This is a genomic window from Martelella limonii (assembly GCF_013344475.1).
Lineage (GTDB): Bacteria > Pseudomonadota > Alphaproteobacteria > Rhizobiales > Rhizobiaceae > Martelella > Martelella limonii.
Map to the genome: position 1 here is coordinate 184,374 of NZ_JABUOU010000002.1, position 25,228 is coordinate 209,601.

General features: G+C 62.0%; 25 protein-coding genes. 13 read left to right on the forward strand and 12 right to left on the reverse strand.

Going from position 1 to position 25,228, the window contains the following annotated elements:
• Window positions 1-28 precede the first annotated feature (28 nt).
• Together HPQ62_RS06040 and HPQ62_RS06045 are read left to right on the forward strand one after the other, a co-directional pair.
• Window positions 29-850 (forward strand): cytochrome c1, encoded by an 822-nt coding sequence (locus HPQ62_RS06040; RefSeq protein WP_425312608.1) that lies wholly within the window; start codon window positions 29-31, stop codon window positions 848-850.
• Window positions 851-940: 90 nt separating this feature from the next.
• The gene (locus tag HPQ62_RS06045; RefSeq protein ID WP_174801625.1) at window positions 941-1,480 is read left to right on the forward strand and encodes an adenine phosphoribosyltransferase; all 540 of its coding nucleotides are present in this window, start codon (window positions 941-943) and stop codon (window positions 1,478-1,480) included.
• A 154-nt stretch (window positions 1,481-1,634) separates the two neighbouring features.
• Here the strand turns inward: HPQ62_RS06045 and HPQ62_RS06050 are convergent, their stop codons facing one another.
• The gene (locus HPQ62_RS06050) at window positions 1,635-2,123 is read right to left on the reverse strand and encodes a glutathione peroxidase (protein ID WP_174801626.1); all 489 of its coding nucleotides are present in this window, start codon (window positions 2,121-2,123) and stop codon (window positions 1,635-1,637) included.
• A gap of 128 nt (window positions 2,124-2,251) precedes the next feature.
• Here HPQ62_RS06050 and HPQ62_RS06055 point away from each other — a divergent pair, with 128 nt between their 5' ends.
• Both HPQ62_RS06055 and HPQ62_RS06060 read left to right on the forward strand, forming a co-directional pair.
• Entirely contained in the window at window positions 2,252-2,554 is a 303-nt protein-coding gene (locus HPQ62_RS06055; protein ID WP_174801627.1) for a BrnT family toxin, read from the forward strand.
• The gene (locus HPQ62_RS06060) at window positions 2,490-2,768 is read left to right on the forward strand and encodes a BrnA antitoxin family protein (protein ID WP_206678053.1); all 279 of its coding nucleotides are present in this window, start codon (window positions 2,490-2,492) and stop codon (window positions 2,766-2,768) included. The genes HPQ62_RS06055 and HPQ62_RS06060 overlap by 65 nt, the downstream gene beginning before the upstream one ends.
• A 24-nt stretch (window positions 2,769-2,792) precedes the next feature.
• Here the strand turns inward: HPQ62_RS06060 and ychF are convergent, their stop codons facing one another.
• Window positions 2,793-3,896 carry a redox-regulated ATPase YchF gene (gene ychF / locus HPQ62_RS06065; RefSeq protein ID WP_174801628.1) on the reverse strand — a complete coding sequence of 368 codons (1,104 nt, stop codon included), beginning with the start codon at window positions 3,894-3,896 and terminating at the stop codon, window positions 2,793-2,795.
• 218 nt (window positions 3,897-4,114) lie between these two features.
• On the opposite strand from ychF, the gene clpS reads away from it, so the two are divergent.
• Window positions 4,115-4,426 (forward strand): ATP-dependent Clp protease adapter ClpS, encoded by a 312-nt coding sequence (gene clpS, locus HPQ62_RS06070; RefSeq protein ID WP_342343677.1) that lies wholly within the window; start codon window positions 4,115-4,117, stop codon window positions 4,424-4,426.
• Window positions 4,427-4,438: 12 nt separating this feature from the next.
• Here the strand turns inward: clpS and HPQ62_RS06075 are convergent, their stop codons facing one another.
• Window positions 4,439-5,353, reverse strand: coding sequence for a LysR family transcriptional regulator (locus tag HPQ62_RS06075; protein ID WP_174801630.1), 915 nt, complete (start codon window positions 5,351-5,353; stop codon window positions 4,439-4,441).
• A 100-nt stretch (window positions 5,354-5,453) separates the two neighbouring features.
• Here HPQ62_RS06075 and HPQ62_RS06080 point away from each other — a divergent pair, with 100 nt between their 5' ends.
• Genes HPQ62_RS06080 through HPQ62_RS06095 form a run of 4 tightly spaced genes read left to right on the forward strand, consistent with a single transcriptional unit; the run spans window position 5,454 to window position 12,364 of the window.
• Complete coding sequence (locus tag HPQ62_RS06080) at window positions 5,454-7,412, forward strand: alkyl/aryl-sulfatase (protein ID WP_206678054.1); 1,959 nt, start codon at window positions 5,454-5,456, stop codon at window positions 7,410-7,412.
• A gap of 5 nt (window positions 7,413-7,417) precedes the next feature.
• Window positions 7,418-9,022 (forward strand): GMC family oxidoreductase, encoded by a 1,605-nt coding sequence (locus tag HPQ62_RS06085; RefSeq protein ID WP_174801631.1) that lies wholly within the window; start codon window positions 7,418-7,420, stop codon window positions 9,020-9,022.
• A gap of 1 nt (window position 9,023) precedes the next feature.
• Window positions 9,024-10,658, forward strand: a complete 1,635-nt coding sequence (locus HPQ62_RS06090) for a long-chain-fatty-acid--CoA ligase (RefSeq protein ID WP_174801632.1) — start codon at window positions 9,024-9,026, stop codon at window positions 10,656-10,658.
• A complete protein-coding gene (locus HPQ62_RS06095; RefSeq protein ID WP_174801633.1) occupies window positions 10,655-12,364 on the forward strand; it encodes an aldehyde dehydrogenase family protein in 1,710 nt (569 codons plus the stop codon). The genes HPQ62_RS06090 and HPQ62_RS06095 overlap by 4 nt, the downstream gene beginning before the upstream one ends.
• A gap of 68 nt (window positions 12,365-12,432) precedes the next feature.
• On the opposite strand, the gene HPQ62_RS06100 is transcribed toward HPQ62_RS06095, so the two are convergent.
• From HPQ62_RS06100 to HPQ62_RS06125, 6 genes are all read right to left on the reverse strand, one after another.
• Window positions 12,433-13,050: a 2-dehydro-3-deoxy-6-phosphogalactonate aldolase gene (locus HPQ62_RS06100; protein ID WP_174801634.1), complete on the reverse strand. Its 618-nt coding sequence runs from the start codon at window positions 13,048-13,050 to the stop codon at window positions 12,433-12,435.
• A complete protein-coding gene (locus tag HPQ62_RS06105; RefSeq protein ID WP_174801635.1) occupies window positions 13,047-13,988 on the reverse strand; it encodes a 2-dehydro-3-deoxygalactonokinase in 942 nt (313 codons plus the stop codon). The genes HPQ62_RS06100 and HPQ62_RS06105 overlap by 4 nt, the downstream gene beginning before the upstream one ends.
• A gap of 143 nt (window positions 13,989-14,131) precedes the next feature.
• Window positions 14,132-15,082, reverse strand: coding sequence for an L-arabinose ABC transporter permease AraH (gene araH, locus HPQ62_RS06110; protein WP_174801636.1), 951 nt, complete (start codon window positions 15,080-15,082; stop codon window positions 14,132-14,134).
• A gap of 5 nt (window positions 15,083-15,087) precedes the next feature.
• Window positions 15,088-16,605 (reverse strand): L-arabinose ABC transporter ATP-binding protein AraG, encoded by a 1,518-nt coding sequence (gene araG / locus HPQ62_RS06115; protein ID WP_174801637.1) that lies wholly within the window; start codon window positions 16,603-16,605, stop codon window positions 15,088-15,090.
• 73 nt (window positions 16,606-16,678) lie between these two features.
• Complete coding sequence (locus HPQ62_RS06120; RefSeq protein ID WP_174801638.1) at window positions 16,679-17,659, reverse strand: arabinose ABC transporter substrate-binding protein; 981 nt, start codon at window positions 17,657-17,659, stop codon at window positions 16,679-16,681.
• A 90-nt stretch (window positions 17,660-17,749) separates the two neighbouring features.
• Window positions 17,750-18,526, reverse strand: coding sequence for a FadR/GntR family transcriptional regulator (locus HPQ62_RS06125; RefSeq protein WP_174801942.1), 777 nt, complete (start codon window positions 18,524-18,526; stop codon window positions 17,750-17,752).
• Window positions 18,527-18,824: 298 nt separating this feature from the next.
• Between HPQ62_RS06125 and HPQ62_RS06130 the strand changes: the two genes are divergently transcribed.
• From HPQ62_RS06130 to HPQ62_RS06140, 3 genes are all read left to right on the forward strand, one after another.
• Window positions 18,825-19,712 (forward strand): aldose 1-epimerase, encoded by an 888-nt coding sequence (locus HPQ62_RS06130; RefSeq protein WP_174801639.1) that lies wholly within the window; start codon window positions 18,825-18,827, stop codon window positions 19,710-19,712.
• Between the two features lie 106 nt (window positions 19,713-19,818).
• Window positions 19,819-20,967, forward strand: coding sequence for a galactonate dehydratase (dgoD, locus tag HPQ62_RS06135; protein WP_174801640.1), 1,149 nt, complete (start codon window positions 19,819-19,821; stop codon window positions 20,965-20,967).
• A 10-nt stretch (window positions 20,968-20,977) separates the two neighbouring features.
• Complete coding sequence (locus HPQ62_RS06140) at window positions 20,978-21,757, forward strand: SDR family oxidoreductase (protein ID WP_174801641.1); 780 nt, start codon at window positions 20,978-20,980, stop codon at window positions 21,755-21,757.
• A 45-nt stretch (window positions 21,758-21,802) separates the two neighbouring features.
• Here HPQ62_RS06140 and HPQ62_RS06145 read toward each other — a convergent pair whose 3' ends face one another.
• The 3 genes from HPQ62_RS06145 to HPQ62_RS06155 all read right to left on the reverse strand — a co-directional run bounded on the left by HPQ62_RS06145 (window position 21,803) and on the right by HPQ62_RS06155 (window position 24,429).
• Window positions 21,803-23,167, reverse strand: coding sequence for an ATP-binding protein (locus HPQ62_RS06145; protein ID WP_174801943.1), 1,365 nt, complete (start codon window positions 23,165-23,167; stop codon window positions 21,803-21,805).
• Between the two features lie 78 nt (window positions 23,168-23,245).
• A complete protein-coding gene (locus HPQ62_RS06150; RefSeq protein WP_174801642.1) occupies window positions 23,246-23,941 on the reverse strand; it encodes a response regulator in 696 nt (231 codons plus the stop codon).
• Window positions 23,941-24,429 carry a MarR family winged helix-turn-helix transcriptional regulator gene (locus HPQ62_RS06155; RefSeq protein ID WP_174801643.1) on the reverse strand — a complete coding sequence of 163 codons (489 nt, stop codon included), beginning with the start codon at window positions 24,427-24,429 and terminating at the stop codon, window positions 23,941-23,943. The genes HPQ62_RS06150 and HPQ62_RS06155 overlap by 1 nt, the downstream gene beginning before the upstream one ends.
• Before the next feature lie 119 nt (window positions 24,430-24,548).
• Here HPQ62_RS06155 and HPQ62_RS06160 point away from each other — a divergent pair, with 119 nt between their 5' ends.
• Window positions 24,549-25,196: an MBL fold metallo-hydrolase gene (locus tag HPQ62_RS06160; protein ID WP_174801644.1), complete on the forward strand. Its 648-nt coding sequence runs from the start codon at window positions 24,549-24,551 to the stop codon at window positions 25,194-25,196.
• The last annotated feature ends 32 nt before the right edge of the window (window positions 25,197-25,228 follow it).

Below are 25,228 nucleotides of genomic sequence, written 5' to 3' on the forward strand. Positions count from 1 at the left end.
CATTACCCGCGTCCTGTTCGTTTCGCTGATGACGCCCTTCTGTCTGACGGGTGCCATGGCGGCCGAGGAGGGGGAGCATGCCGGCGGCACACCGCACTATCCGCTGAAGCATCCGCACAATATGGAATGGAGCTTCTCCGGCCCGGTCGGCACCTATGACAGGGCCCAGCTTCAGCGTGGCCTGAAGGTCTACAAGGAAGTCTGTTCGGCCTGTCACTCGATGGATCTGGTGCCATTCCGCACACTCACGGATCTTGGCTATTCGGAAGAGCAAGTGAAGACCTTTGCCGCCGACTACGAGATCGAGGCCGGTCCCGACAATGACGGCAACATGTACATGCGGCCGGGCATTCCCTCGGACTACTTCCCGGCGCCCTTCGCAAATGCGGAGCAGGCGGCAGCCTCCAACAACGGTGCAGCGCCGCCGGATCTTTCGCTGATGGCAAAGGCCCGCGGCATCACCCGCGGCTTCCCGACCTTCGTGTTCGACATCTTCACGCAGTATCAGGAAGGCGGACCGGATTACATCTATTCGCTGCTGACCGGATACGAGCAAGCGCCGGAAGGCGTGGAGGTGCCGGCCGGCGGTCACTACAACCCGTATTTCGCCAATGCGGCGGCGCTGGCGATGGCCCCGCCGCTTTCCGACGGTATCGTTTCCTACGAGGATGGCTCCCCGGAAACGGTCGATCAGTACGCCAAGGACATCTCCGCCTTCCTGATGTGGACGGCCGAGCCCAAGCTTGAGGCGCGCAAGCAGACCGGCCTCGTGGTCATGGTTTTCCTTGTGATCCTGACCGTGCTGGTTTACCTGACGAAGAAATCGATTTACGCACGCAAGCCGCACTGAGCATCGGCGGTTTGCATATGCAGCAAAGAAAGGCGGCTTCAGCCGCCTTTTTAATGTGTTCGGTCTGGCACGACGAAAGGACCCGTTGAAATGAGTTCGAACCCCGAACTGGCCGCTTCCATCCGCTCGATCCCGGATTACCCGAAGCCCGGCATCATCTTCCGCGACATCACCACGCTTCTCGGGGATGCGCGCTCGTTCCGCCGTGCGGTGGATGAACTGGTGCAGCCCTATGTCGGCATGAAGATCGACAAGATCGCCGGCATCGAGGCACGCGGCTTCATTCTCGGCGGCGCGCTGGCCCACCAGCTTTCGGCCGGTTTCGTGCCGATCCGCAAGAAGGGCAAGCTACCGAACAAGACCGTGTCGATGGCCTACCAGCTCGAATATGGCGAAGACACCATGGAAATGCATGTCGATGCCATCAAGCCCGGCGAGAAGGTGATCCTGTGCGATGACCTGATTGCCACCGGCGGCACGGCCGAGGGTGCTGTCAAGCTGCTCAGGCAGATGGGCGCGGAAATCGTCTCTGCCTGCTTCATCATCGACCTCAAGGACCTGCCCGGCCGCAAGAAGCTCGAGGCGATGGACGTCGAAGTCCGTTCGCTGGTCGAGTATGAGGGGCACTGAGGCAGCGCGCTGCGGGCGTCTCCGCCGCCCCGTCTTTCATGATGTGGGTCACCCTGGCGCGACCCGAGGGTCCAGGCATCGTTTTCTGTGAGGCCTGGATGCTCGGATCAAATCCGAGCATGACCCCGTAAAAAACGATTCCTCAGGGGTCGTATCAAGCTTCCTTCGACAGCGCCTCGTTGATATCGTCCTGAATGTCTTCCGGCTTCTCTGTCGGCGCGTAGCGCTTGACCGGCTCGCCGTCGCGGCCGATGAGGAACTTGGTGAAGTTCCACTTGATCATGCCGGAGCCGAGAAAGCCGGGCCGTTCCTTCTTCAGATATTTGAACAGCGGATGGGCATCGTCGCCATTGACGTTGATTTTCGCGAACATCGGGAACTCGATGTCGAACTTGGTCTTGCAGAACTGGGCGATCTCCGCCTCGTCGCCCGGCTCCTGACCGCCGAACTGATTGCAGGGAAAGCCAAGGACGGCAAAGGCCTGGTCCTTGTATTTTTCATGCAGCATCTCAAGCCCCTCATATTGCGGAGTGAACCCGCAGGCGCTTGCTGTGTTGACGATCAGCAGCACATGGCCACGGAAATCGGCAAGGCTGACCTCCTCGCCGGTGATGCTCCGTGCGGTAAATTCATAGACGCTCATGTATGTCCTCGAATAGAGCTTGATTGCCTCCATTGTGGCGCTGCAGGTCTTGGGTTTCAAGCAGCCATATTGAGGGGTGTACACTATTCGTGTATTCTTATTGCGTTGCCAGTTGTGGGGATGCTGGTATGGAATTCGAATGGGACGAGCTGAAACGTCTGCGGGTGCTCGATGAGCATGGTGTTGACCTGCTTTACGCCGCTCTTATTTTTGAGGGAGCGGTGCTGACACGCGTTGATGATCGCCGCGATTACGGCGAAAGGCGAGAGATTTCGCTCGGTATGGTCGAGGGAGAGTGTTTTGTGGACGTGCACACGGAGCGCGACGGCATTTGCCGGCTGATCACCGCCTGGAAAGGAGGACGAAATGAACGAACCATCTATGAAACGAGCCTCGCTCGCGGAGTTGCGGGCGAGGAAGGCCCGGGGTGAACTGAAAAACGGCGCTGATGCCAGCGAAGGCGAAAGCCTAGGCGTGAAATTTTGGTCGAAAGCCGAGATCAAGGCACCCGAGAGAAAACGGTCGGTGCACCTCAAACTCGATTCGGATGTCTTCAGCTTCTTCTATGAGCAGGCCGACGGCAAGGGGCATCTGACGCAGATGCAGGCCGTGTTGAAAGCCTATGCGGATGCCCACCGCCGTTGAGCGGCAGGCATGTTCAGGGCGTGCCTAAGTATTGAAGCGGAAGTGGATCACGTCGCCGTCGACGACGACATATTCCTTGCCTTCGTCGCGTGCCTTGCCGGCTTCCTTGGCGCCGGTCTCGCCCTTGAAGCCGATGTAGTCGTCATAGGCGATGGTGTGGGCGCGGATGAAGCCGCGTTCGAAATCGGTGTGGATCACGCCTGCCGCAGCCGGGGCCTTGGTGCCGCGGCGGATGGTCCAGGCGCGTGTCTCCTTCGGGCCGACGGTGAAATAGGTGATCAGGTCGAGAAGCTTGTATCCGGCGCGGATCAGCCGGTCGAGGCCGGGCTCCTCAAGGCCCATTTCGGAGAGGAACAGTTCGGCTTCCTCGGCGTCGAGCTGCGCCACTTCGGCCTCGATCGCCGCCGAAATGATGACGGTCTCGGCTGCCTGGCCGGCGGCCATTTCCGCAACGGCCCTGGTGTGCGCATTGCCGTTGGCGGCATCGCCCTCGGCGACATTGCAGACGTAGAGGACAGGCTTGGAGGTCAGCAGGTTCAGAGCCTTCAGGATCTTCAGCTCTTCCGCATCGAGCTGGCCGAGAAGCCCGCGCACCGGCTTGCCGTCCTGCAGCAGCTTCAGCGAGGCATCCATCACGGGCAGCACGGCGAGTGCTTCCTTGTCCTTGCCGGTGGCGCGCTTGCGGGTCTGGTCGGCGCGGCGCTCGAGGCTTTCGAGGTCGGCGAGCATCAGCTCGGTCTCGATCGTCTCGGCGTCGGCGACCGGGTTGATGCGGCCTTCGACATGGGTGATGTCATCATCTTCGAAGCAGCGCAGCACATGCACCACGGCATCGACTTCGCGGATATTGGCGAGGAACTGGTTGCCGAGACCTTCGCCCTTCGACGCGCCGCGTACGAGGCCTGCAATATCGACGAAGGAGATGCGGGTCGGGATGATCTCCTTCGATCCCGCAATCGCTGCCAGCGCGGTCATGCGCTCGTCCGGCACGGCGACTTCGCCGGTATTGGGCTCGATCGTGCAGAACGGGTAATTGGCTGCCTGCGCGGCCGCGGTCTTGGTCAGCGCGTTGAAGAGGGTCGACTTGCCGACATTGGGCAGGCCGACGATTCCGCATTTGAAACCCATGGAATTTATCCTGCGTCTTGAATTCGTTTATTGCGTGAGGCTATGGGCGATGATGCCTGCCAAGGTCAAGGCTCGATCGCCGAAACCGGGCTTTTCTCGCGCCGGGACTTGATAAAATGCCGGCGGAAGGGCAAAATGGACCCATTGTCGGGCGCCGCGACGGAAGGCTGCAGCCGGCACACAAATCCTCAACATATGATAGTTCAGAGAGCAAGCGCGTGAGCGATACGGGCGTCGATACCAAACGCAAGACCAAAACCGTGCCGAAGCTTGAACGGCCACGGCTCTACAAGGTCATTCTCGTCAACGACGACTATACCCCGCGCGACTTCGTGCTCGTGGTGCTGAAAGCCGTGTTCCGCATGAGCGAGGATCAGGGCTACAAGGTGATGATCACCGCCCACCAGAAGGGAAGCTGCGTGGTGGCGGTCTACAGCCGCGATATCGCCGAGACCAAGGCGAAGGAGGCGATCGACCTTGCGAAGGAAATCGGCTTTCCGCTGATGTTCAGGACCGAGCCGGAGGAATAGCGGCAGGGCGGTCTATTCCCGCTGCGGCGCCTGTGGTTGCGTGACATCCGCGAAATAGGCCTCTACCAGCCGCAAAAGCTCCTGGAATGCGGGTGAGAGCGCCGAGGTCTGGCGATAGATCGCCTTGGCGTGCCAATTCAGGAGAGGGCCCCGGTAGTCCAGCACGGCGAGGTCCCCGGCCTCAAGATAGGGCGCGAGCAGATGACGCGGCGCGCCCGTCACAGCATCGCTTTCGCGCACCGCGCGAAACAGCAGTTCGTAATGGTCGGTCTGCAGCGCGATATGGGGACTGCCACCGGCAGAGGAGAGCCAGGGCAGCATTTCCACCGGCACTTCCGGCAAGGCAAGCGGATAGCGGAACAGCGTTGCTCGGTCGATCGCCTGCTGATCGGCCAGGGGGTGACCCGCCCGTGCGGCGAAGATCACCGGCTCCTCCAGAACAGTGTGCATCCGGAGAGTGCCGTCATCCGCCGGCTGGTCGGTCGAGGCGATGCCGAGGTCGATGCGGCCGGCAGCGACATCGGCAAGGATCTTCTGCGCTGTCCCGGTGTTGAGCGACAGGTGGACATTCGGAAACCTGCGGCAAAAGGCCGGAACGACCCTGCGCATGGCTCCATGGATCAGAACCGGCCCGGCGGCAAGCTTGAGCACGCCGCGTTCGCCCCCCGCGATCAGGTCCAGTTCGTCGCCAAGCCTTTGAAGGCGGGACAGGATATCGGGCGCGGCGGCGACCACATGCTGGCCGAATACAGTCAGTTCGACACCGCGCCGGGTCCTGACAAACAGGGTAACCCCAAGCGATTCCTCAAGTTTCTGGATGCTTGCCGTCAAGGCGGGCTGCGTCAGGTTCAATTCCTGCGCGGCACGGTTGAATGTGCCGCAGCGACTGACGGCCAGGACTTGCGCCAGATGCTTTGCCGAGATCATGGATCATGAATAAATAAAATCTATAACTTCTGCAATTTAATTCGATTTTATTTTAGGAAAAAGCCGATGTAGCAAAGGTGTCATGTTCTGGGAGGAATAGATGACCTTTGGCAAGATGGCACATATCGTGCTGCTGTCGACGGTATGCATGGGAGGGTCGGCCGCCTTTGCCGATCCGGCCAGCACCGTCACGGCAGCGCGCAATTCGGCAGTTCTGAAAGACCTCGATTTCAGCAATCGTCAGGATTTCGAGGACGCAACCCGCGGCTTCATCGCAGCCCTTGATCCCGCGATCATCACCGACGACAGCGGCGCACCCGTGTTCAATCAGGAACAGTACCGGTTCCTGGAGGGACAGGCGCCCGATACCGCCAATCCAAGCCTCTGGCGGCAAGGGCAGCTCAACGCCATTCACGGCCTGTTCGAGGTAACCGACGGCATCTATCAGGTGCGCGGCTACGATCTTTCGAACATGACGCTGGTTGCGGGGGAAACCGGCTGGATCGTGATCGATCCGCTGATCTCCGAGGAAACCGCGCGTGCCGGTCTCGCGCTTGCCAATGCCCGGCTTGGTGCGCGGCCCGTCGTCGCGGTGATCTATTCCCACAGCCATGCGGACCATTTTGGCGGCGTGCGCGGCGTGGTCGATCCGGAGCGGCTTGCGGCGGGCGCGGTCCAGATCATCGCCCCTTCCGGTTTCATGGAGCATGCGACCGCCGAAAACGTGATGGTCGGCAATGTCATGACCCGGCGCGCAGCCTACATGTACGGCAATGTGCTTGAAGCCGGGCCTGAGGGTCAGATCGGCAGCGGTCTCGGCCAGACGACGTCCACCGGCACCGTGACGCTGATCCCGCCGAATGTGACCGTGTTCGAAACCGGCACGGAACTGACCGTCGATGGCGTGCCGATCGTCTTCCAGATGGCCAACGGATCCGAGGCGCCCTCGGAGTTCCTGTTCTACTTCCCGGAAAAGAAGACGCTGTGCCTCTCCGAGGTTACGAGCCACGTCATGCACAACGTCTATACCCCGCGCGGCGCGAAGATGCGTGATGCGCTGGCGTGGTCGAAATATATCAACGAAACCATCCTGCTCTTCGGCGACGACGTCGAGGTCGCCTTTGCGGGCCATCACTGGCCGACATGGGGCAATCAGCGCATCAACGCGTTTCTGGAAGGTCAGCGCGATATCTACCGCTTCATCCACGATCAGACCGTCCGGCTTGCGAATGAAGGATATGGCCCGGTCGAAATCGCCAATATGATCACGCTGCCGGATGCGCTGGCACGGCAATTCGCAACGCGCGGCTATTACGGCAGCCTCAAGCACAACGCCGAAGCGGTCTACAACTTCTATCTCGGCTGGTTCGATGGCAATCCCGCAAACCTCGATCCGCTTCCGCCCGCAGAAAGCGGCGCGCGCTACGTCGCCTATATGGGCGGGGCGGATGCGCTTCTCGAAAAGGCGCAAGCCGCCTATGCGGAAGGCGACTACCGCTGGGTGGCGGAGGTGGTGGATCATCTCGTCTCCGCCGACCCCGCTAACACGGCCGCCCGTGCGCTGCAGGCCGATGCGCTGACGCAGCTCGGCTATCAGGCCGAAAGCGGGCCATGGCGTAATTTCTACTTGGCAGGCGCCAAGGAACTGCGCGACGGCGTGGTGCCAACGCCCGCGCCGCGCATCGGAGCCGATGTGATGGCCACGATGACACCGGAGAACTTCTTCGATTTCCTCGCCGTTCATCTCAATCCGGAGAAGGCGGGCGACCAGGCGCTGACCTTCAACTTCGACTTCACCGATGTTGATCAGCACTATGTGCTGAGCCTGAAGAACGCGGTGCTCAACAATACCGAAGGCGCGGTGGCAGAGGAGGCGGACGCCTCGTTTGCGCTGAGCCGCATGGCCTTTGGCGCACTGCTTCTGAAGAAGGCGACCTTTCAGCAATTGGCGGAAGTCGGAAAGGTGACCTTTGCGGGCGACCCTGCAGCACTCGGCGCTCTGGTGTCGATGATGGATACGTTCGATCCGTGGTTCCCGATCGTCGAGCCGGTGAGGTAGGTGTCATGCAGGCGTTCGACTATATCATCGTCGGCGGCGGTTCGGCAGGCGCCACGCTCGCAGGCCGCCTGAGCGAGGATCCAACGGTCACCGTCTGCCTGGTGGAAGCCGGAAGCCGTGACCGGTCGCCGCTCGTGCATGCGCCGCTCGGCGTCGCCGCATTGATCGGCACGCCGATCCACAATTACCGCTACAAATCGGTGCCGCAGAAGGGGCTGAACGGACGGCGCGGTTATCAGCCGCGCGGGCGCGGGCTCGGCGGCTCGAGTTCCATCAACGCAATGCTCTATGTCCGCGGCAACCGTTATGACTACGATCATTGGGAAAGCCTCGGCAATGCCGGCTGGGGCTATGATGCGGTGCTGCCCTATTTCATCCGTGCGGAAGGCAACAGCGATTTTCACAATGCCTATCATGGCAATGACGGCCCGCTTGGCGTCAGCTCGCCCTCGGACCCGAGCGATCTGAACGCCATGTTCCTGGAGGCCTGCGCGCATCAGCAGCTTCCGATCAATCACGATTACAATGGCGCCGAGCAATACGGCGCCCACATTCTCCAGCGCACGATCCGGAACGGTGAACGCTGTTCGGCGGCGAAGGCCTACCTGACGCCCAATCTCCATCGGCAGAACCTCACGGTGATCACCAATGCCCAAACCGAGCGGGTGGTATTCAGCGGACGTTCCGCCACCGGCATCGTTTATCGCAAGGAGGGCCAGCGCCATGAACTCAAGGCCCAGCGCGAGGTGATCGTGTCCGGCGGCGCCTTCGGCAGCCCGCAGCTCCTGATGCTCTCCGGCATCGGTCCCGCCGAGGAGCTTGAGCGTCACGGCATCACGCCTGTGCATGTGTTGCCGGGCGTGGGCCAGAATCTGCAGGACCATATCGATTACGTCATGACCTTCCGCGCCTCATCGCGGACCCAGACTCTGGGCTTCAGCGTTGGGGGCGGCTTCAAGGTGCTGAAAGGCATCGTACAATGGGCGCGGCACCGGCGCGGGATCATCACCACCAGCATCGCCGAATCCGGCGCGTTTTTCCGCTCATCCCCGGATGTGGAGGCACCGGATCTGCAGTTGATCTTCGTCATCGGCATTGTCGATGACCACAACCGCAAGCTTCATTTCGGCAATGGCTTCAGCTGCCACGTGACGGTCGCCAGGCCGAAAAGCCGCGGGCATGTCGGGCTTGCGAGCGCCGACCCATCGAAACCACCGGTGATTGATCTGAACTTCTTTGACAACCCGAAAGATATGGAGATTATGCTCAAGGGGGCGGAGAAAATGCGATCGATCCTGATGGATGAGGCGCTGTCGGGCGTGCGTGGCAAGCCGCTCTATGCGGCGATGATGGGGGATCGGACCGAACTGGAGCAGGATATCAGGAACCGGGCGGATACGCAGTATCATCCCGTCGGAACCTGCAAGATGGGCCATGATCCGCTGGCGGTGGTCGACAGCGAGCTCAAGGTTCACGGTGTTTCGGGTCTGCGCGTTGTCGATGCCTCGATCATGCCGACGCTGGTGACGGGAAACACCAATGCGCCGACGATCATGATCGCGGAAAAAGCGGCGGACATGATCCGCGCTGCACGCAATACGGGAGGATGACATGCTTGGAAAGATGATGGAACGCCCGCTGATCATCAGCGATCTGATCAGCCACGCCGCGCGCTACCACGGCGACGGCGCAATCATTTCTCGCGAGACGTCAGGCGAGGTGACGCAGACCGACTGGCGGCAGCTTGACCGCGGTGCGCGGCGGCAGGCAAGCGCGCTTCTGGCGCTCGGCCTGAATGTCGGCGACCGCGTTGCGACGATTGCCTGGAACAACCGTCGGCATCTGCAGACCTGGTTCGCCGTCTCGGGCAGCGGGCTGGTGTGCCACACCATCAACCCGCGCCTCTCGCCCGAGCAGCTGGCGCTGATCATCAACGATGCGGGCGATCGCGTGTTGATGTTCGACAGGACCTTTCTGCCGCTGATCGTCGGCATCAAGGCCCATGTTCCGACGGTCGAGCACTTCATCCTGCTCGGCGAGCGCGACGAGGCGGCGGCAGAAGCGCTCTCCGGCCTGATGTTTCTCGATCTGATGGTCGACGCGGTTGACGATGATTACCGATGGCCGGCGCTCGATGAGCGCCTGCCGTCATCGCTCTGCTACACATCGGGGACAACGGGCCTGCCGAAGGGCGTGCTCTACTCTCATCGCTCCACGATGCTGCACAGCTTTTCGATATCGCTTCCCGACGCCATGAACCTGTCGGCGCGGGATGTGGTGCTGCCGGCGGTGCCGATGTTCCACGTCAATGCCTGGGGCGTGCCCTATGCGGCCGCGATGACGGGATCAACGCTCGTGCTGCCAGGCCCGGGGCTTGATGGTGACAGCCTGATCGACCTGATCGACACCTACCGTGTGACGCTCGCGCTCGGTGTGCCGACCATCTGGCAAGGGCTGCTCGCGGCGGCCCGCAAGCGGGGCAGCAGCCTTCCCTCGCTCGCGCGCACGATTGTCGGCGGAGCGGCCTGTCCGCCGGCGATGATCGACGCGTTCCGTTCGGAATTTGGCTGTGACACCATTCACGCCTGGGGCATGACCGAAACCTCGCCGCTCGGCAGCATCAACCAGCCAAAGGCCAAGCATGATCTGCTCCCTGAGGAGGAGATGACGGCGCTGCGCTGCAGCCAGGGCCGCCCGCCCTTCGGCGTCGATCTCAGGATCGTCGACGAGAACGGTGTCGAGCAGGCGCAGGATGGCGTGGCGCGCGGCCAGCTTCAGGTGCGCGGTCATTGGGTGGTCGACAGCTATTTCGGGCACGCGCAGCGTGCAGTGACACAGGATGGCTGGTTCGACACCGGCGATATCGCCACCCTCGATGCCGACGGCTTCATGACCATTCGCGACCGGTCGAAGGACCTGATCAAATCCGGTGGCGAGTGGATTTCCTCCGTCGAGCTCGAAAATATCGCCGTCTCTCACCCCGGCGTGAAAATGGCGGCAGCGATTGCAGCCAGAGACGAGAAATGGGGCGAGCGCCCGGTGATCATTGCGGTGAGAGCCGAAGGTTCGCAGATCGGAGAGGACGAGCTTATCGCCCATTTCAGGGGCAAGGTGACATCCTGGCAGGTTCCCGACGCGGTCGTCTTCGTCGACAGCATTCCGATCAATGGCGCCGGCAAGATGCTGAAGACGGCATTGCGCGAGAGCCATGGCGATGTTCTCGTCCTTCGAAAGGTCCTGTCATGAACGCCATGATGTTCAGCGAGCTTGATCGCGATCTCGCGACCCTCGACGCGGCCAAGGAAGAATGGGCGCGCACCTCGGTTGCCGAACGGATCACGCTGCTCCGCAAGGTCAAGGAAGCGCTGCATCCGGTTGTCGGGGACTGGGTCGCGGCAGCCGTCAAGGGCAAGCGCATCCCGGACGGTTCGCCGCTTGCGGGAGAGGAGTGGACCAGCGGTCCCTTTGCGCTGATGCGGGCCTGCAACGGCCTGATCGAAACGCTTTCCGAGCTGGAGGGCAAGGCCTTTCTCGACCGCCTGAAGATGCGCCAGACGGTAAGCGGCCAGCTCGCCGTCACCGTGACGCCGCATGATATCTGGGACCGGCTGCTGTTGTCGGGCATCAAGGCGGAAGTCTGGATGCAGAAACATGTCATGGTCGAAAATCTCGCAGACCACGTTGCGACCCTTTATGATACGCCTCTGGAGCAGCGCCAGGGCAAGGTGGCCCTGGTTCTCGGCGCCGGCAACATTGCCGCGATCGCGCCGCTCGATTGCTTCCAGAAGCTGTTTCTGGAAAACCAGGTCGTGCTGTTGAAGCTGAACCCGGTAAACGACTATCTGCTGCCGATGCTGACGGCCGCGCTCAAACCGCTGATCGACCGTGATGCGCTCCGGATCGTCACGGGGGGTGGCGCGGAGGGAGGGTATCTTTCCGAGCATCCGCTGGTGAGCGAACTCCATATCACGGGCGCAGGCGCCACCCATGACGCAATCGTCTGGGGGCGCGGCGAGGAGGCCGCGGCCAACAGGAAGGCCGGAACGCCGAAGAACAACCGCCGCTTCACTTCCGAGCTCGGCGCGGTCTGCCCCACGATCGTCGTTCCGGGACCCTGGTCCAAGCGCGACATCCGGTTTCAGGCGGAAAATCTTGCGACGCAGAAAATGCACAATAGCGGCTTCAACTGCGTGGCCTGCCAGGTTCTGATCCTGCCTTCGGGCTGGCGGCTGAAAAGCGATCTCATGCGCGAGACGATGGCAGCCATCGCGGCCTCGTCGCGCCCGGGCTATTATCCCGGCGCAGACGACCGGCTGGCGGATTTTGCCGCCCATGGCAAGATCAGGGAAACGATCATGCGCAAGGATGGTCCGGATTGCATCATCACCAATGCCGATGAGGATCCCTGGTTCACTGAGACCGAAATATTCGCGCCTGCCATGAGCATCCACGAAATCGACAGCCTGGATGTGGAGACCTATCTGCGCGAGGCGATCGCCTATGCCAATGATACACTGCATGGCACGCTCGGTGCCAATATCCTGATCCATCCGACCACCCGCCGGGCGCTTGGCAAACAGAGGTTCGAGGCGCTGATCGCGGAACTGCGCTACGGCACGATCGCCATCAATGCCTGGACGGGGCTCGCCTTCCTGCTCAGCCAGTGTCCGTGGGGCGCGTTTCCCGGTCACACGCCGGAAGATGTCCAGAGCGGCATCGGCACTGTGCACAACAGCTACATGTTTTCAGCGCCCGAGCGCACGGTGATCGAAGCGCCGTGGGAGCCTTTCCCGTGGAGCCTGCTTTCGGGGCGGATGACCCTTTTGCCGAAGCCGCCCTGGTTCATCACCAACAAGCGCGCTGACAGGCTGGGCCGGCAACTGACCGAGTTCGAGTACCGGCCCGGCTGGTCTAAGATCCCGGGCCTGTTCCTGAATGCGCTTCAGGGCTGAGGCGGACCGGGGGAGAGGCGCGTGCGCTGCGGGGCTTCTGCAGCATGGCGCACGCCTGCCAAACCGTCTCAGTCGCGCCGGGCTGCGATAAAGCGCCTTGCCTTTTCCGCCACGGTTTCGGCAGTCATCCCGGGCTTGTAAAGCGCGCCGCCGATGCCGAAACCAGCGGCCCCGGCCTCGAGATAGGCCTGCATGTTTTCAGGTGTGATGCCGCCGACCGGCATCACCGGGATTTCCTTCGGAAGCACCGCCTTCCACGCCTTGATGACCGCAGGGGGAATGGCCTCTGCCGGAAATGCCTTGATGCCGGTTGCGCCCGCTGCAATGGCTGCGAAGGCCTCGCTCGGGGTTGCGACGCCCGGCAGGCTGATCATGCCGCGCGCTGCAGTCGCCTCGATTACGGCGGGATTGGCATTGGGAGAGATGATCACTCTTGCGCCGGTCGCCGCGACATCGGCCACCTGCGCCGGTGTCAGAACCGTGCCGGCGCCGATCAGGGCGCGGTCGCCGAAGCGGGCCTGCAGCGTCGCGATGCTCTTCAGCGGTTCGGGCGAGTTCAGCGGCACCTCGATGATGCGAAACCCGGCCGCAAAAAGTGCCTCTCCGATCGCCTCGGCCTCTTCCGGCCGGATGCCGCGCAAAATGGCGATCAGATTGCAGGCGCTCAGCGCTTCGGAAAGGGTCATGACTGTTTGTCCTGTTTTGGTGTTTCGGCAATGATCCTGACGCCGAGCATGGCGGCCTCGTCGGGGCCGGGCTCGACGGTGAGCCCGAAAAGGGCCGCGACCCGGCCATAGCGTTCGTTCATCACCTGATTGCCGATGATGCCGATCGCCTCGCCCGGATGCAGCCAGCCCGCCGCCCGGGCCTGCCGGAACTCGGATCCGATCAAGAGGCCCGAGACGTAATCGAAGATGTCGCCGGGCTGGAGCGCGCCTGCCAGAAGTCCGCTGCGGGCGCTGAAGAATGCGGCAAGCAGCGCCTTTGCGCCCGGATCATCGCTTGCGGCAAAGCGGGCGGCGCGGTCGAAGGCCTGCCAGACCGGCGTGCTGCCAGGCACGGGGTCGGGGGCCTTCGCAATGAAGGAGTGCCGCGTCAGAAGCGCGAAGATCTCGCCGGTCGCAAAGGTCTGGAAGCTGGCAATCCTGCCATGTTCGATCCGCGCCCATTTGCTGTGGGTGCCCGGCAGCACCAGCGTGCGGTCCCGCGCAAGACCGAAGCCGACGATCTGGGTTTCCTCGCCGCGCATGACATCGGGAAAGGGTCTCGCGGCGGGATCGCGCATGCCCGGCAAGAACGTCATCTTCGCACCGTTTTGAAGCGTGATGCGCCGGGCGCCTGCCGCAAGTTCGGCCACACCCGCCGGCGCATCGACATAGGGCACTTCGACCCAGCCGCTGCGGCTGGTGATCATGCCGCACGCGGCAACGGGGAAGGGGCCATGGGCGTCAAACCAGTCGCCGATCAACCGGAAGAGCGCAGCCTCGAAATTCCCGTCTTCAACGTACTGGATGCCGCCGCTCTTGCTCTCGCGCCGGTCCAGTACCCGGCCATCGGCGGCAATCAGCGTGGCGCGCAGCGCGCTCGTGCCCCAGTCGAGAATGGCGGTAAGCGTCTCTGTCATGAGCCCTGCCTCGTTGATGGTCCGGTGTTAGCCGGCGGAACGGTGTTCTGCAACGCCGCACGCGCCCTATCGCGCCGCCAGAACGCCTGTGCCCCGACGGCTGGACCGTCATCGCACGTCGCATCGGGCTCAGCCATCGCCGGTCAGCTTTTGCCGCGGGCTGCCGCAGAGCGCAGATTGTCGAGCAGCACGGCGAGCAGCAGGATCACCCCGCGTACGACATACTGGTAGAAGGCCTGGATATTCAGCAGGTTCATCACGTTTTCCGCAATCCCCATGATCATCACGCCGACGATCACGCCCATCATCGCTGCCCTGCCGCCGGCAAGAGAGACACCGCCGAGCACGCAGGCGGAGATCACCGACAGTTCAAGTCCATTGGCGGCGTTGGGCTGGCCGGAGGTGATGCGCGAGGCAAGCAGGATGCCGGCAATGGCGCAGACCAGGCCCTGCAGCGTGAAGATCCAGATCCGCATGCGCGCGACGTTGACGCCGGCAAGCCGCGAGGCTTCCGGATTGCCGCCGATGGCCAGCGTGTTCTTGCCGAAAACCGTGCGGTTGAGCACGAAGCCGAAGATCACGAACAGGATGGCCATGACCCAGATCGGCGTCGGGATCGTCAGAAAGCGCGAAAGCGCCAGCTGATAGAAGTTGGGATCGTTGATGCCGACCGCGCGGCCATCCGACACGATCAGCGCAAAGCCGCGCACGATCTGCATCGTCGCAAGCGTCGTGATCAGCGCATTGATCCGGAAATGGGCGATCACCACGCCGTTGAAGAAACCGACGAGGCTGCCTGCGACAAGCGCGCCTGCAATGCCGATCAGGATCGAGCCGGTCGCGTTGGAGACCATCACCGCGATCATGCCCGCAAACGCGACGATCGAGCCGACGGAAAGATCGAAATCCCGCGAGGCGAGGCAGAACATCATGGTGCAGGCGACGATGCCGATGGTGACGACCGATTGCAGCAACCCGAGCATGTTGCGCTCGCTGAGGAAGTTCGGAACCAGCAGCGACACGATCGCGAAGGCGATGACGAAGATAACGACGAGTCCCTGGTCGCCGAGAAGTATCTTTTTGAAGGAGTTCATCGAGATCATTCCTGAATGGAGTTTGCGCCGGCGGTGCTCTTGTCGGGCAGGGCGGCGGTGAGGATCGCGCGCTCGTCGAATGCCGCGCGCGGCACATCGGCGGCAACCCGGCCTTCGCACATCACCATGATGCGGTCGGAAATTCCCATCACTTCCGGCAGTTCGCTGGAAATGACGATGATCGCCATGCCGGAGGATGCGAGTTCATAGAGGATTTCGTAGATTTCGGACTTGGCGCCGACATCAATGCCGCGCGTGGGTTCGTCGATCACGAGCACTTTGATGCCCTGTTCGGAAAGCCAGCGTCCGAGGATCACCTTCTGCTGGTTGCCGCCGGAGAGATTGACGATATCCTGACGCGCCGACGGGGTGCGTACGCGCAGCTTGGCGATATAGGTGTCCGCCAGCGCGCTCTCCTTGCGGGTGTTGAGGATGCCCATCGGCGAGAAATGCCGCCGCGAGGAGATCGCGATATTCTCCCGGATCGAACGGCCCTGGATGATGCCCTCGAACTTGCGGTCCTCCGGGCAGAGAACCATGCCGGCATTGATCGAGCGCTTGGGATCGTTCGGTGCGACCGTCTCGCCATCGATCGAGACGGTGCCGCCGGAGCGGCTATCTGCACCATAGAGCAAGCGGGCCATCTCGCTTCTGCCGGCGCCGATCAGGCCGAAAAAGCCGAGGATCTCGCCCTTGCGGACGGAAAAGCTGATCGGCTCGGGCAGTTTCGCGCCGGAAAGCTGATCGACGGTGAGGCGGGTTTCACCGAGCGCGCGTTCACGCCAGCCCCAGATATTGCTGATTTCGCGCCCGACCATTTCGGAAATGATCTGGCTGCGGCTGGTGTCGGCAAGGCGCGTGTGGTTGGCGGCAAGCTTGCCGTCGCGCAGCACCGTCATGCTGTCGCAAAGCCTGAAGATTTCGTCGAGGCGATGGGAAACGTAGAGAATGACGGTGCCCTTCGCCTTGAGCTTTTCGATCATGGCGAAGAGGACTTCGCTTTCGCGCGACGACAGCGACGATGTCGGCTCGTCGAGCGCGATGACCCGGGCATCCAGCATCACCGCCTTGGCGATTTCCACCATCTGGCGGGCGCCGATCGAAAGGGTTGCGACCTTGGCGGACGGATCGACGTCGATGCCGATCTCGTCGAGCCGTTTGCGCACCGTATCCATCAGCGTCCGGCGGTCGATAATGCCGGAGCGGGCGGGAAAGCGGCCGAGCCAGAGGTTTTCAGCGACCGTCAGTTCGGGGACGAGCTGCAGTTCCTGATGGATCACGATCACGCCGGCATTAAAGGCGTCGCGGACCGAGCGGTAGTTCTGCGCCTGGCCGTCGATCGTGATGGTCCCGGTATCGGCCGGCTGGTCGCCGGAGAGGATCCGGATCAGCGTGGACTTGCCGGCGCCATTTTCGCCCATCAGGCCGTGGACCGCGCCCTTCTCGACAGAAAAGGAGATGTCTGAGAGCGCCTGAACCCCCGGATACCCCTTCGAGATGTTTGAAAATTCTAGGAAGGCCATCATCGCCCCGCATGGAATAAGGAATGATCCCGGCAGCTAGCGCTGCCGGGATGCCTGTGCGTTTTGTCGAGGGTTATTCGATGCCGAGGTCCTGGCGGACTTGCTTGTAGTTGTCGCGCAGAGCCAGCGAACCGGAGGTCAGCGTCAGCATCGGCGGCTCCTCGTCATTGGCAATCCAGTCATACATGTTGACGGCGGTTTCATAGCCATGACGCTTCGGCGAGATGATCACGGTGCCGAAGAAGCCGGTGGGCGAGGGCTTGTTGAACTCGTTGATCGCCGACTCTGCGCCGCCAATGCCGATGCCGATCACGTTTTCGGCCGGAATGCCGACGGATTCGGTGGCGCGCACGGCGCCGAGCACGGCCTCGTCATTCAGGCCGACGGCGACCCAGTACTTGATGTCCGCATGCTGGTTCAGAACCGTCGTTGCGGCGTTGAGCGCTGCTTCCGTGTCGGTCTTGGCCTGCGGGGCGTCGAAGATGTTTGCGGCGGGGAAGCCTGCAGCTTCGAGCACCGAGGTTGCGCCGTTGACGCGGTCGACGGCGGTCGGCAACTGGTCGTAGGAGACGCGGATCAGGCCGACATCCTTCATGTCCCAGCCGCGGGCCTTGATTTCCTCGACCATGGCTTCGCCCACGGTCTCGCCGATCTTGGTTGCCGAAATGCCCATATGCGGCACATCTTCGAGCGGCTGTCCATCAGCGCCGACCAGACGGTCGTCAACGGTCATCAGCTTCAGATCGTTGGCGGCAGCCTTGGCGACGATGCCGGGGCCGAGCTTGACGTCGGGAACGCAGATGATGAAGCCCTGGGCGCCCTGTGCGCCGAGATTGTCGATGGCAGACTGGACCTTCTCGCCATCGGCGGCGCCGATCTTGACCAGCGTGAAGCCCTTTTCCTGGGCGGCCTGGTCGGCGAATTTCCATTCGTCCTGGAACCAGGGTTCTTCCGGCTGCTTGACGACGAAGCCGATCTTGACGTCTTCGGCCCAGGCCGCGTTCGCCATCATGGCGAGGGCGCTGGCGATGACGATTGCCTTGAGTGAACGCATGTTAAGTCTCCTCTGATCCGCAAGCCTCCGTGTGCGGTGTCGCCAGATATCCAGAAAATATCATACCGGTCAATATTTATGTATGATTATTTATCGATTTTTATCAGACGCGGACGCAGCCATTCTGGTCCGGCGCAGCGCGTCGGTCATTTCGCTGCGCGCGACGCCGATGAGCTGTTCCATGGCATGGCGTGCGGCATCGGGCCTGCGCATGCGGATCGCTTCGAGCACGTCCTGATGGGCAAGGATCGCCTGTTCGTGCGACTGGCTGGCGCGGTTGGTAAGGCGGAAGCTTGCGAGAAGCGCCGCCCTTATGGCGCTCGCGAACTGGCGGTAGACCCAGTTGCCGCTGGCATTGATGATGGCGGTGTGAAACTCGAGATCGGCGCGGCTCCATTCCTCATTGTCGCGCGAGTTCGCCTCCACCATGTCCTCGAACGCCTTGGCGATCTGGTAAAGCTGGCGGGCGTTGGCATTGGCCGCGGCCTGGGCCGCCGCTGCAGGCTCCAGCAATTGCCGGGCATCGATCAGCGATGAATAGAAGGCGTCGTCGGCGCCGATGCTCAGCATCACGTTGAGTACGATCGGATCAAGATAATTCCAGTTTTCCCGGGGCAGTACGATCGTCCCGGCGCGGGTGCGCGAGCGGACCATGCCGAGGGCTGAGAGATACTGCATCGATTCGCGCACGCTGGTGCGGCTCACGCCGAAGCGTTCCGTCAGCTCCATCTCGTTCGGCAGGGTGGCGTTCTCGGCAAATGTGCCGGAAACGATCAGTTCTACAAGCGATTGCAGAAGCGCCTCGCGGACGCTGCGCTTGCCGCGCTTTGCGATCGGCGCGCCGTCTTCCGTCAGAATTTGAACCATTGCTTCGTTTGTCACTGTGTTCTCTCGGCTCCGGGTCTTCATTCAGCCAGAATCGCGCAAGCATGGCTGGTCTGGATGTCTTCTTTCTGTAATATGATCGATATGTCTCTTTCATTCAAATTCCAAAATAAATACTATTTATAAATTGACTTTGAAACGGCCCGTTATAAGGTTCGGACCTCTGTCGGCAAACGGTTTGCGTCAGGGCGCGTAGGGCTGACGCCAGTCTTGCGTGTGATGGGAGCCGGCGTGTACGGCAAGCGGGAGAATAGGACTTGTCGCGGCGAGGGATGTGTGAATGGCGGTGATCGACATCAGTTCCGGCGCGCTGTCCGTGACGGCATCGACGGCCGGCGGCGTTCTGCTCGGCTTCTGGCTGGAGGAGGACGGTGCGCGCGTGCCGCTGTTGCGGCCTGCCGTTCCGGAGGATGGCGCGCTTGGTTCATCCTGTTATCCGCTTGTGCCCTTCGGCAACCGGGTGCGCGATAACCGCTTCACCTTCGAAGGCCGCGAACATGTTTTAACACCCAACACAGCGTGGGACCCGCTCTATCTTCACGGCGAAGGCTGGCAGGCGGAGTGGTCGGTCGCAGATCGCGGTCCCGCCCATATCGCGATGCGCTTCAGCCATGCAGGCGGTGACACGCCTTATACCTATGAGGCCCGCCAGGAACTTGCGCTGGAAGACGGCGCACTCCGGATGACGCTTTCCGTCGAAAACCGTGGAGATATGCGGCTGCCTTTCGGGCTCGGCTGGCATCCATTCTTTCCGATGACGCCCACAACCACGCTTCATGCGCCGGCTGCAAGGCTCTGGACCGAGGCGGAGGGCTTCCTGCCCGGCGAGCCGATCCTGCCTCCGGCCGAACTCGATTTCAGCACGCCATCGTCCCTGCCAGAGCGCTGGGTCAACAATGGTCTGGAAGGCTGGTCGGGCGAAGCGATAATCGCATGGCCGGAGCGCGCGACGAAGCTTGCGATCAGCGCCGATCCGCTGTTCAAGCATGCCTTCCTGTTCGTGTCCGATACCGCCTTCGATCCGTCATATCGGCGCGACTATTTCTGCTTCGAGCCGATGTCGCATCTGGCAAACGGCCACAATCTTCCGGATCTCGGCGGGCTTGTACCTCTTGATCCCGGACAAAGGTTGACCGGCAGCATCCTGTTGAGGCCGGAGGGACTATGATCGTCAACCTGTCTCGTGTTTTCGCGATTTCGCGCGGCCCATGCCGCGTCGTTCTTTACGCCGCCCGCAAGGCGGTTTGCCCATACATTTCTGATCGGAACCAGTCATGAAGATCACAAAGCTCACGACCTATCTCGCGCCGCCGCGCTGGCTCTTCCTCAAGATCGAGACCGACGAAGGCATCTGCGGCTGGGGGGAACCGGTCGTCGAAGGGCGTGCGCTGACCGTTCAGGCGGCGGTCGAGGAGATGGCGGACTATCTGATCGGCAAGGATCCGTTCCTGATCGAGGACCACTGGACGGTGCTCTATCGCGGCGGCTTCTATCGGGGCGGGGCAATCCACATGTCGGCGCTCGCCGGCATCGATCAGGCGCTCTGGGATATCAAGGGCAAGGCGCTCGGCCAGCCGGTGCATCAGCTGCTCGGCGGCAAGCTGCGCGACCGGATCAAGGTCTATTCCTGGATTGGCGGCGACCGTCCGGCCGATGTCGCTGCCAATGCGAAAGATGTCGTCGCCCGTGGCTTCAAGGCGATCAAGCTCAATGGCTGCGAAGAAATGCAGATCGTCGATAGCAATGAGAAGGTCGAAAAGGCGGTCGAAACCATCGCCATCATCCGCGAGGCGGTCGGCCCGCATATCGGCATCGGCGTCGATTTCCACGGTCGTGTGCACAAGCCGATGGCAAAGGTTCTGGCGAAGGAGCTCGAACCCTTCAAATTGATGTTCATCGAAGAGCCGGTGCTTTCGGAAAACAGGGAAGCGCTGAAGGAAATCGCCAACCACTGCTCGACCCCGATCGCGCTGGGCGAGCGGCTCTATTCGCGTTGGGATTTCAAGCCGGTCTTCGAGGCCGGCTATGTCGATATCATCCAGCCGGATCTGTCCCATGCCGGCGGTATCACGGAATGCCGCAAGATCGCGGCCATGGCCGAGGCCTATGATGTGGCGCTCGCCCCCCATTGTCCGCTCGGCCCGATTGCGCTTGCGGCCTGCCTGCAGGTGGATGCGGTTTCCTACAATGCCTTCATCCAGGAACAGAGCCTCGGCATCCATTACAATGAGGCCAATGACATTCTCGACTATATCTCGAACAAGGATGTATTCGAATATGCCGATGGCTTCGTGGCCATTCCGCAGGGGCCCGGCCTCGGCGTCGAGATCGACGAGGACTATGTGATCGCGCGGGCGCGCGAGGGCCATCGCTGGCGCAACCCGATCTGGCGCCATGAAGATGGCAGTTTCGCCGAGTGGTGAGGAGAAGATCATGACCGGCAGGCTTGAAGGAAAACGGATATTTGTGACGGGCGCTGCGCAGGGCATCGGCCTTGCAATCGCCCGTGCAGTGGCGCGGGAAGATGCTGCCGTGTTTCTCGTCGATCGTGATCAGCCGCTTCTAAAACGGGAGGCGGAGGCTCTGCGGCAGGCAGGGGCGACGGTCGGGTTCATGTCTGCAGATATCACCGACGTGCCAGCCATCACCGATGCCATGGCGAAAGCATCAGAAGAGATCGGGCCGGTCAATGCCCTCATCAACAATGCCGGCGTCAATGTCTTTGCCGAACCGCTCGAGACATCCGAGGCGGAATGGGATCGCTGCTTCGATATCAACCTCAAGGGCGCCTGGAACTGCTGCAAGGCGGCATTGCCCGGCATGATCGAAGCCGGAGGCGGCGTGATCTTGAACATCGCCTCGACCCATGCCTTCACCATCATCCGCCACACCTTTCCGTATCCGCTGGCAAAGCATGCGCTGCTCGGCATGACGAAATCGCTCGGGCTGGAATATGCCGACCGCAACATCAGGGTGAACGCGCTTGCGCCGGGCTATGTCGCAACGCAGAAGGTTCTCGATTACTGGGCGAGCTTTCCCGATCCGGAAGCGGCCAAGGCCGAGACCATGAAGCTTCATCCCGGCGGAAGGATCGCGACGCCGGAGGAGATCGCGATGGCGGCGGTGTTCATGATTTCCGACGAATGTCCGTTCATGAACGCCACCTGCCTCACCGTCGATGGCGGCCTGAGTGTGCAGCAGCATCCGGCGTGAGGCGGGCAGGCAGGCGAGCCCTCTAGGTGGCAGGCGCCGTTCTGCTCAGCAGGGGATGGTGATCGTTGCGCGCAATCCGCCGAGCGGGCTGTCCGATAGGGTGACGTTGCCGCCATGAGAGCGGGCTATGTCGCGTGCGATCGCGAGCCCGAGACCGGTGCCGGACGAATCCAGGTTGCGGGCGTTGTCCAGCCTCAGGAACGGCTTGAACACTTCCTCGCGCATGTCGGCGGCAATGCCCGGACCGTCGTCGTCGAAGGTCACCGTCAGCCATCGCTCGCCATGCATGGCGGTGATCTCCAGCCTTTGTGCATGCCGCTTGGCGTTGGAGGCGAGGTTGGCGATCAACCGGCCAAAGGCGTTCGGCCTGACCGCCACCTCGTCTTCGCCGACAATGCTGTAGGCGAGTTCCTTTCCGGAGCGCTCGAAATCATCCTGCTGACGCTTGAAGATCTGCGACAGGCTTGCGGTCCCCGTGGTCTCTTCTGCATCGCCGCGGGCAAAGTCGATATAGCCCTGCAGCATCTTCTGCATCTCCTCGATATCCTCGTTGAGGCCCTCTACCTCGGGACTGTCGCCGATCAGGGCAAGCTGCAGCTTGAAGCGGGTAAGAATGGTGCGCAGATCGTGGCTGACGCCGTTCAGCATGGTGGTGCGCTGCTCGATCTGACGCTCGATGCGCTCGCGCATGAGGATGAAGGCGAGGCCGGCGCGGCGGATCTCGATGGCGCCGCGCGGCGTGTAGGGCACTTCCGAGCGGTGGCCCTTGCCGAAATCCTCCGCCGCCTTCGTCAGCTTCAGGATCGGCCGGATCTGGCCGCGCAGGAAGAGCGTTGCGATGCCGATCAGCACCAGCGAGGTGCCCACCATCCAGAGAATGAAGATATGGGTGTTCGAGGCGTAGGTCATCGAACGGCGGGCGAAGATGCGAAGGATGCCGTCATCGAGCTTGATGCGGATTTCGACGAAGCTCGAATCGCCGAGCGTGTCGATCCAGAACGGGCGGCCGATCTTGGCCGAGATCAGCTCGGCCAGAACCTGGTCCAGAAGGCCGAAGAACGGCTTGGGCTGTGGCGGCGGCAGACCCGCGCCCGGCTCGAAGGCGACGCGAAGCCCCATGTCGCGGGCGGCGATCGAGATGATCTCGTTATCATAGGCGCCGTCGGTCGCATCGATCAGGTCGATGATGGCGGCGATGTCGCCGGTGACGGCATCGGCAAGCCTGCGCGTCACCATCTGCCAGTGGCGTTCCATGAAAACGGTTGCCACCACGGCCTGCAGCAGCAGCATCGGAATGATGATGATCAGCAGCGAGCGAGCGAACAGGCCGCGCGGAACCCGGTGGTGGGTCCAGCGGGCGACGACCTTGTAGGCGCCCGCGATATGGCGAAGGCCCGGCAGGCGCACCATCGCGCGCGTCCGCGCCCTGATGGCGTCAGCGGCGCGTTCGCAGGCGTCCTTCATGCTGGCTGGCCAGAGTTCCAAGTCCTAATCCCGGCTGAGGCGGTATCCGATACCGCGGACGGTCTGAAGATAGAGCGGGTTTGCCGGGTCGACCTCGATCTTGCGGCGGAGCCGGTTGATCTGGACGTCGATGGTGCGTTCGTTGATTTCGCTGGCGCTGCTGACGAGATCGTAGCGCGCAACCGTCTCGCCCGCCTTTTCGGCCAGCATGGTCATGATATCCTGCTCACGGTCGGTAAGCTTGATCGGGGTCGATCCCTTCTTCAGTTCCCGCCGGGCAATCGAGAACGAGTAGGGCCCGAATACGACCTGTTCGATGACGGGCGTCTTGGGCGTATCGGCGCGGCGCAGGATGTTGCTGATCCGAAGAAGCAGTTCGCGCGGTTCGAACGGCTTTGCAAGATAGTCGTCGGCACCCGCCTCGAGCCCGGCGATGCGGGAATCGGCTTCCGCCTTCGCCGTCAGCAGCAGAACGGGCACCGGGCGTTCGGCGCTCAGGTGGCGGGTAAGCGAAACGCCGTCTTCGCCGGGCATCATCACGTCGAGAACGAGCATGTCGAAATCGAGCCCTTCTAGCTTGCGGCGCGCTTCCGCCGCATCGGCGGCGGTCGATACCCGGTAGCCGTTCTCGCCGAGATAGCGTTTCAAAAGCGTGCGGATGCGGGTGTCGTCATCGACGATCAGCAGGTGGGCGGCATCGTCGTCCACGTCGGTTGTCATCAATCGCTCCCGTTGTTCATGGCAGAGGCCGGATCATGGTCGCACATTCTGGTGAGAAATTGGCTGACCGCACGGCGCTGATCGCGGTCCATTCCGGCAAGGGCGCGGTCGATGCGCCGAAGCTGTGGAGACAGCAGTTCGTTGCGGAGGTTTTCGCCTTCCTCCGTCAGGTAGAGCCGCCGCTGCCGTCTGTCCTCCGGACCTGCGGTCTGGCACACATGGCCGCTGTCGATCAGCTGTTTCAGCACGCGGGCAAGGCTCTGCTTGGTGATGCGCAGGATGTCGAGCAGGTCCGCAACGCTCATCCCGGGACGGCTGCCGACAAAGTGGATGACGCGGTGATGGGCGCGACCGAAGCCGATATCGCCCAGAATGGCATCCGGATCGGCGGTGAAGTCGCGATAGGCGAAAAACAGCAGTTCGACGACCGCGACATCCACAGGATCGGAGGTCGGTGTGGGATGGATCGCCTGGTTTTTCGCTCCCAAGACCGGTTTCCTTTCTCGCTGTTTGAAATCAGGTAAACTCTGACATAGGTGTTGTGTTAGGTTTAAAACGGTCGCGACGGAAATGGAAGCCGTTGGTCCACAAGGGAGATATCACGTCTATGGCGCAACTTCAGGCCGGGATCATTCCCGTCACCCCCCTTCAGCAGAACTGCACCGTGCTGTTCGATCTGGAAGCGCGGGAGGGCGTGGTCGTCGATCCCGGAGGCGATGTCGATGTCATCATCCAGACCATCGAGGAAAACGGCATCGCGCTGAATGCGATCTGGCTTACCCATGGTCATCTTGATCATGCGGGCGGCGCAATGGAACTGAAGGAGCGGCTGGGGATCGAGATCGTCGGGCCGCACGAAGATGATCGGTTCATCCTGGAGAGCATCGAGGAAAGCGCAGAGCGCTTTGGTATGACAGGCATGGTGCGCGACTGTTACCCGGACCGCTTTTTGAAGGATGGCGATACCGTCGGCTTCGGCGACCATCTGTTCGAGGTCTTCCATACGCCCGGCCATGCTCCCGGCCACGTCATCTTTTTCAACCGCGCCCAGAATTTCGCCCATGTCGGAGATGTGTTGTTCCACGGTTCGGTCGGCCGGACCGATCTTCCCGGCGGCGATCACGATACGCTGCTTGCCTCGATCCGCGACAAGCTGTTTCCGCTCGGAGACGATGTCGGCTTCATCTGCGGCCATGGCCCGGGCGGCCGCATCGGCGAGGAACGCCGCAACAATCCGTTCCTGAAGGGAATTTGAGCGGCTGGACTGGGCGTTTTCACCTCCAGACC

What these genes read in the sequence shown, in the direction of transcription:
- HPQ62_RS06040 (WP_425312608.1), top strand. Translation starts at nt 29, where the DNA reads ATGACGCCCTTCTGTCTGACGGGTGCCATGGCGGCCGAGGAGGGGGAG.
- HPQ62_RS06045 (WP_174801625.1), top strand. Translation starts at nt 941, where the DNA reads ATGAGTTCGAACCCCGAACTGGCCGCTTCCATCCGCTCGATCCCGGAT.
- HPQ62_RS06050 (WP_174801626.1), bottom strand. Translation starts at nt 2,123, where the DNA reads ATGAGCGTCTATGAATTTACCGCACGGAGCATCACCGGCGAGGAGGTC.
- HPQ62_RS06055 (WP_174801627.1), top strand. Translation starts at nt 2,252, where the DNA reads ATGGAATTCGAATGGGACGAGCTGAAACGTCTGCGGGTGCTCGATGAG.
- HPQ62_RS06060 (WP_206678053.1), top strand. Translation starts at nt 2,490, where the DNA reads ATGAACGAACCATCTATGAAACGAGCCTCGCTCGCGGAGTTGCGGGCG.
- ychF (WP_174801628.1), bottom strand. Translation starts at nt 3,896, where the DNA reads ATGGGTTTCAAATGCGGAATCGTCGGCCTGCCCAATGTCGGCAAGTCG.
- HPQ62_RS06075 (WP_174801630.1), bottom strand. Translation starts at nt 5,353, where the DNA reads ATGATCTCGGCAAAGCATCTGGCGCAAGTCCTGGCCGTCAGTCGCTGC.
- HPQ62_RS06080 (WP_206678054.1), top strand. Translation starts at nt 5,454, where the DNA reads ATGACCTTTGGCAAGATGGCACATATCGTGCTGCTGTCGACGGTATGC.
- HPQ62_RS06085 (WP_174801631.1), top strand. Translation starts at nt 7,418, where the DNA reads ATGCAGGCGTTCGACTATATCATCGTCGGCGGCGGTTCGGCAGGCGCC.
- HPQ62_RS06090 (WP_174801632.1), top strand. Translation starts at nt 9,024, where the DNA reads ATGCTTGGAAAGATGATGGAACGCCCGCTGATCATCAGCGATCTGATC.
- HPQ62_RS06095 (WP_174801633.1), top strand. Translation starts at nt 10,655, where the DNA reads ATGAACGCCATGATGTTCAGCGAGCTTGATCGCGATCTCGCGACCCTC.
- HPQ62_RS06100 (WP_174801634.1), bottom strand. Translation starts at nt 13,050, where the DNA reads ATGACCCTTTCCGAAGCGCTGAGCGCCTGCAATCTGATCGCCATTTTG.
- HPQ62_RS06105 (WP_174801635.1), bottom strand. Translation starts at nt 13,988, where the DNA reads ATGACAGAGACGCTTACCGCCATTCTCGACTGGGGCACGAGCGCGCTG.
- araH (WP_174801636.1), bottom strand. Translation starts at nt 15,082, where the DNA reads ATGAACTCCTTCAAAAAGATACTTCTCGGCGACCAGGGACTCGTCGTT.
- araG (WP_174801637.1), bottom strand. Translation starts at nt 16,605, where the DNA reads ATGGCCTTCCTAGAATTTTCAAACATCTCGAAGGGGTATCCGGGGGTT.
- HPQ62_RS06120 (WP_174801638.1), bottom strand. Translation starts at nt 17,659, where the DNA reads ATGCGTTCACTCAAGGCAATCGTCATCGCCAGCGCCCTCGCCATGATG.
- HPQ62_RS06125 (WP_174801942.1), bottom strand. Translation starts at nt 18,526, where the DNA reads ATGGTTCAAATTCTGACGGAAGACGGCGCGCCGATCGCAAAGCGCGGC.
- HPQ62_RS06130 (WP_174801639.1), top strand. Translation starts at nt 18,825, where the DNA reads ATGGCGGTGATCGACATCAGTTCCGGCGCGCTGTCCGTGACGGCATCG.
- dgoD (WP_174801640.1), top strand. Translation starts at nt 19,819, where the DNA reads ATGAAGATCACAAAGCTCACGACCTATCTCGCGCCGCCGCGCTGGCTC.
- HPQ62_RS06140 (WP_174801641.1), top strand. Translation starts at nt 20,978, where the DNA reads ATGACCGGCAGGCTTGAAGGAAAACGGATATTTGTGACGGGCGCTGCG.
- HPQ62_RS06145 (WP_174801943.1), bottom strand. Translation starts at nt 23,167, where the DNA reads ATGGTGCGCCTGCCGGGCCTTCGCCATATCGCGGGCGCCTACAAGGTC.
- HPQ62_RS06150 (WP_174801642.1), bottom strand. Translation starts at nt 23,941, where the DNA reads ATGACAACCGACGTGGACGACGATGCCGCCCACCTGCTGATCGTCGAT.
- HPQ62_RS06160 (WP_174801644.1), top strand. Translation starts at nt 24,549, where the DNA reads ATGGCGCAACTTCAGGCCGGGATCATTCCCGTCACCCCCCTTCAGCAG.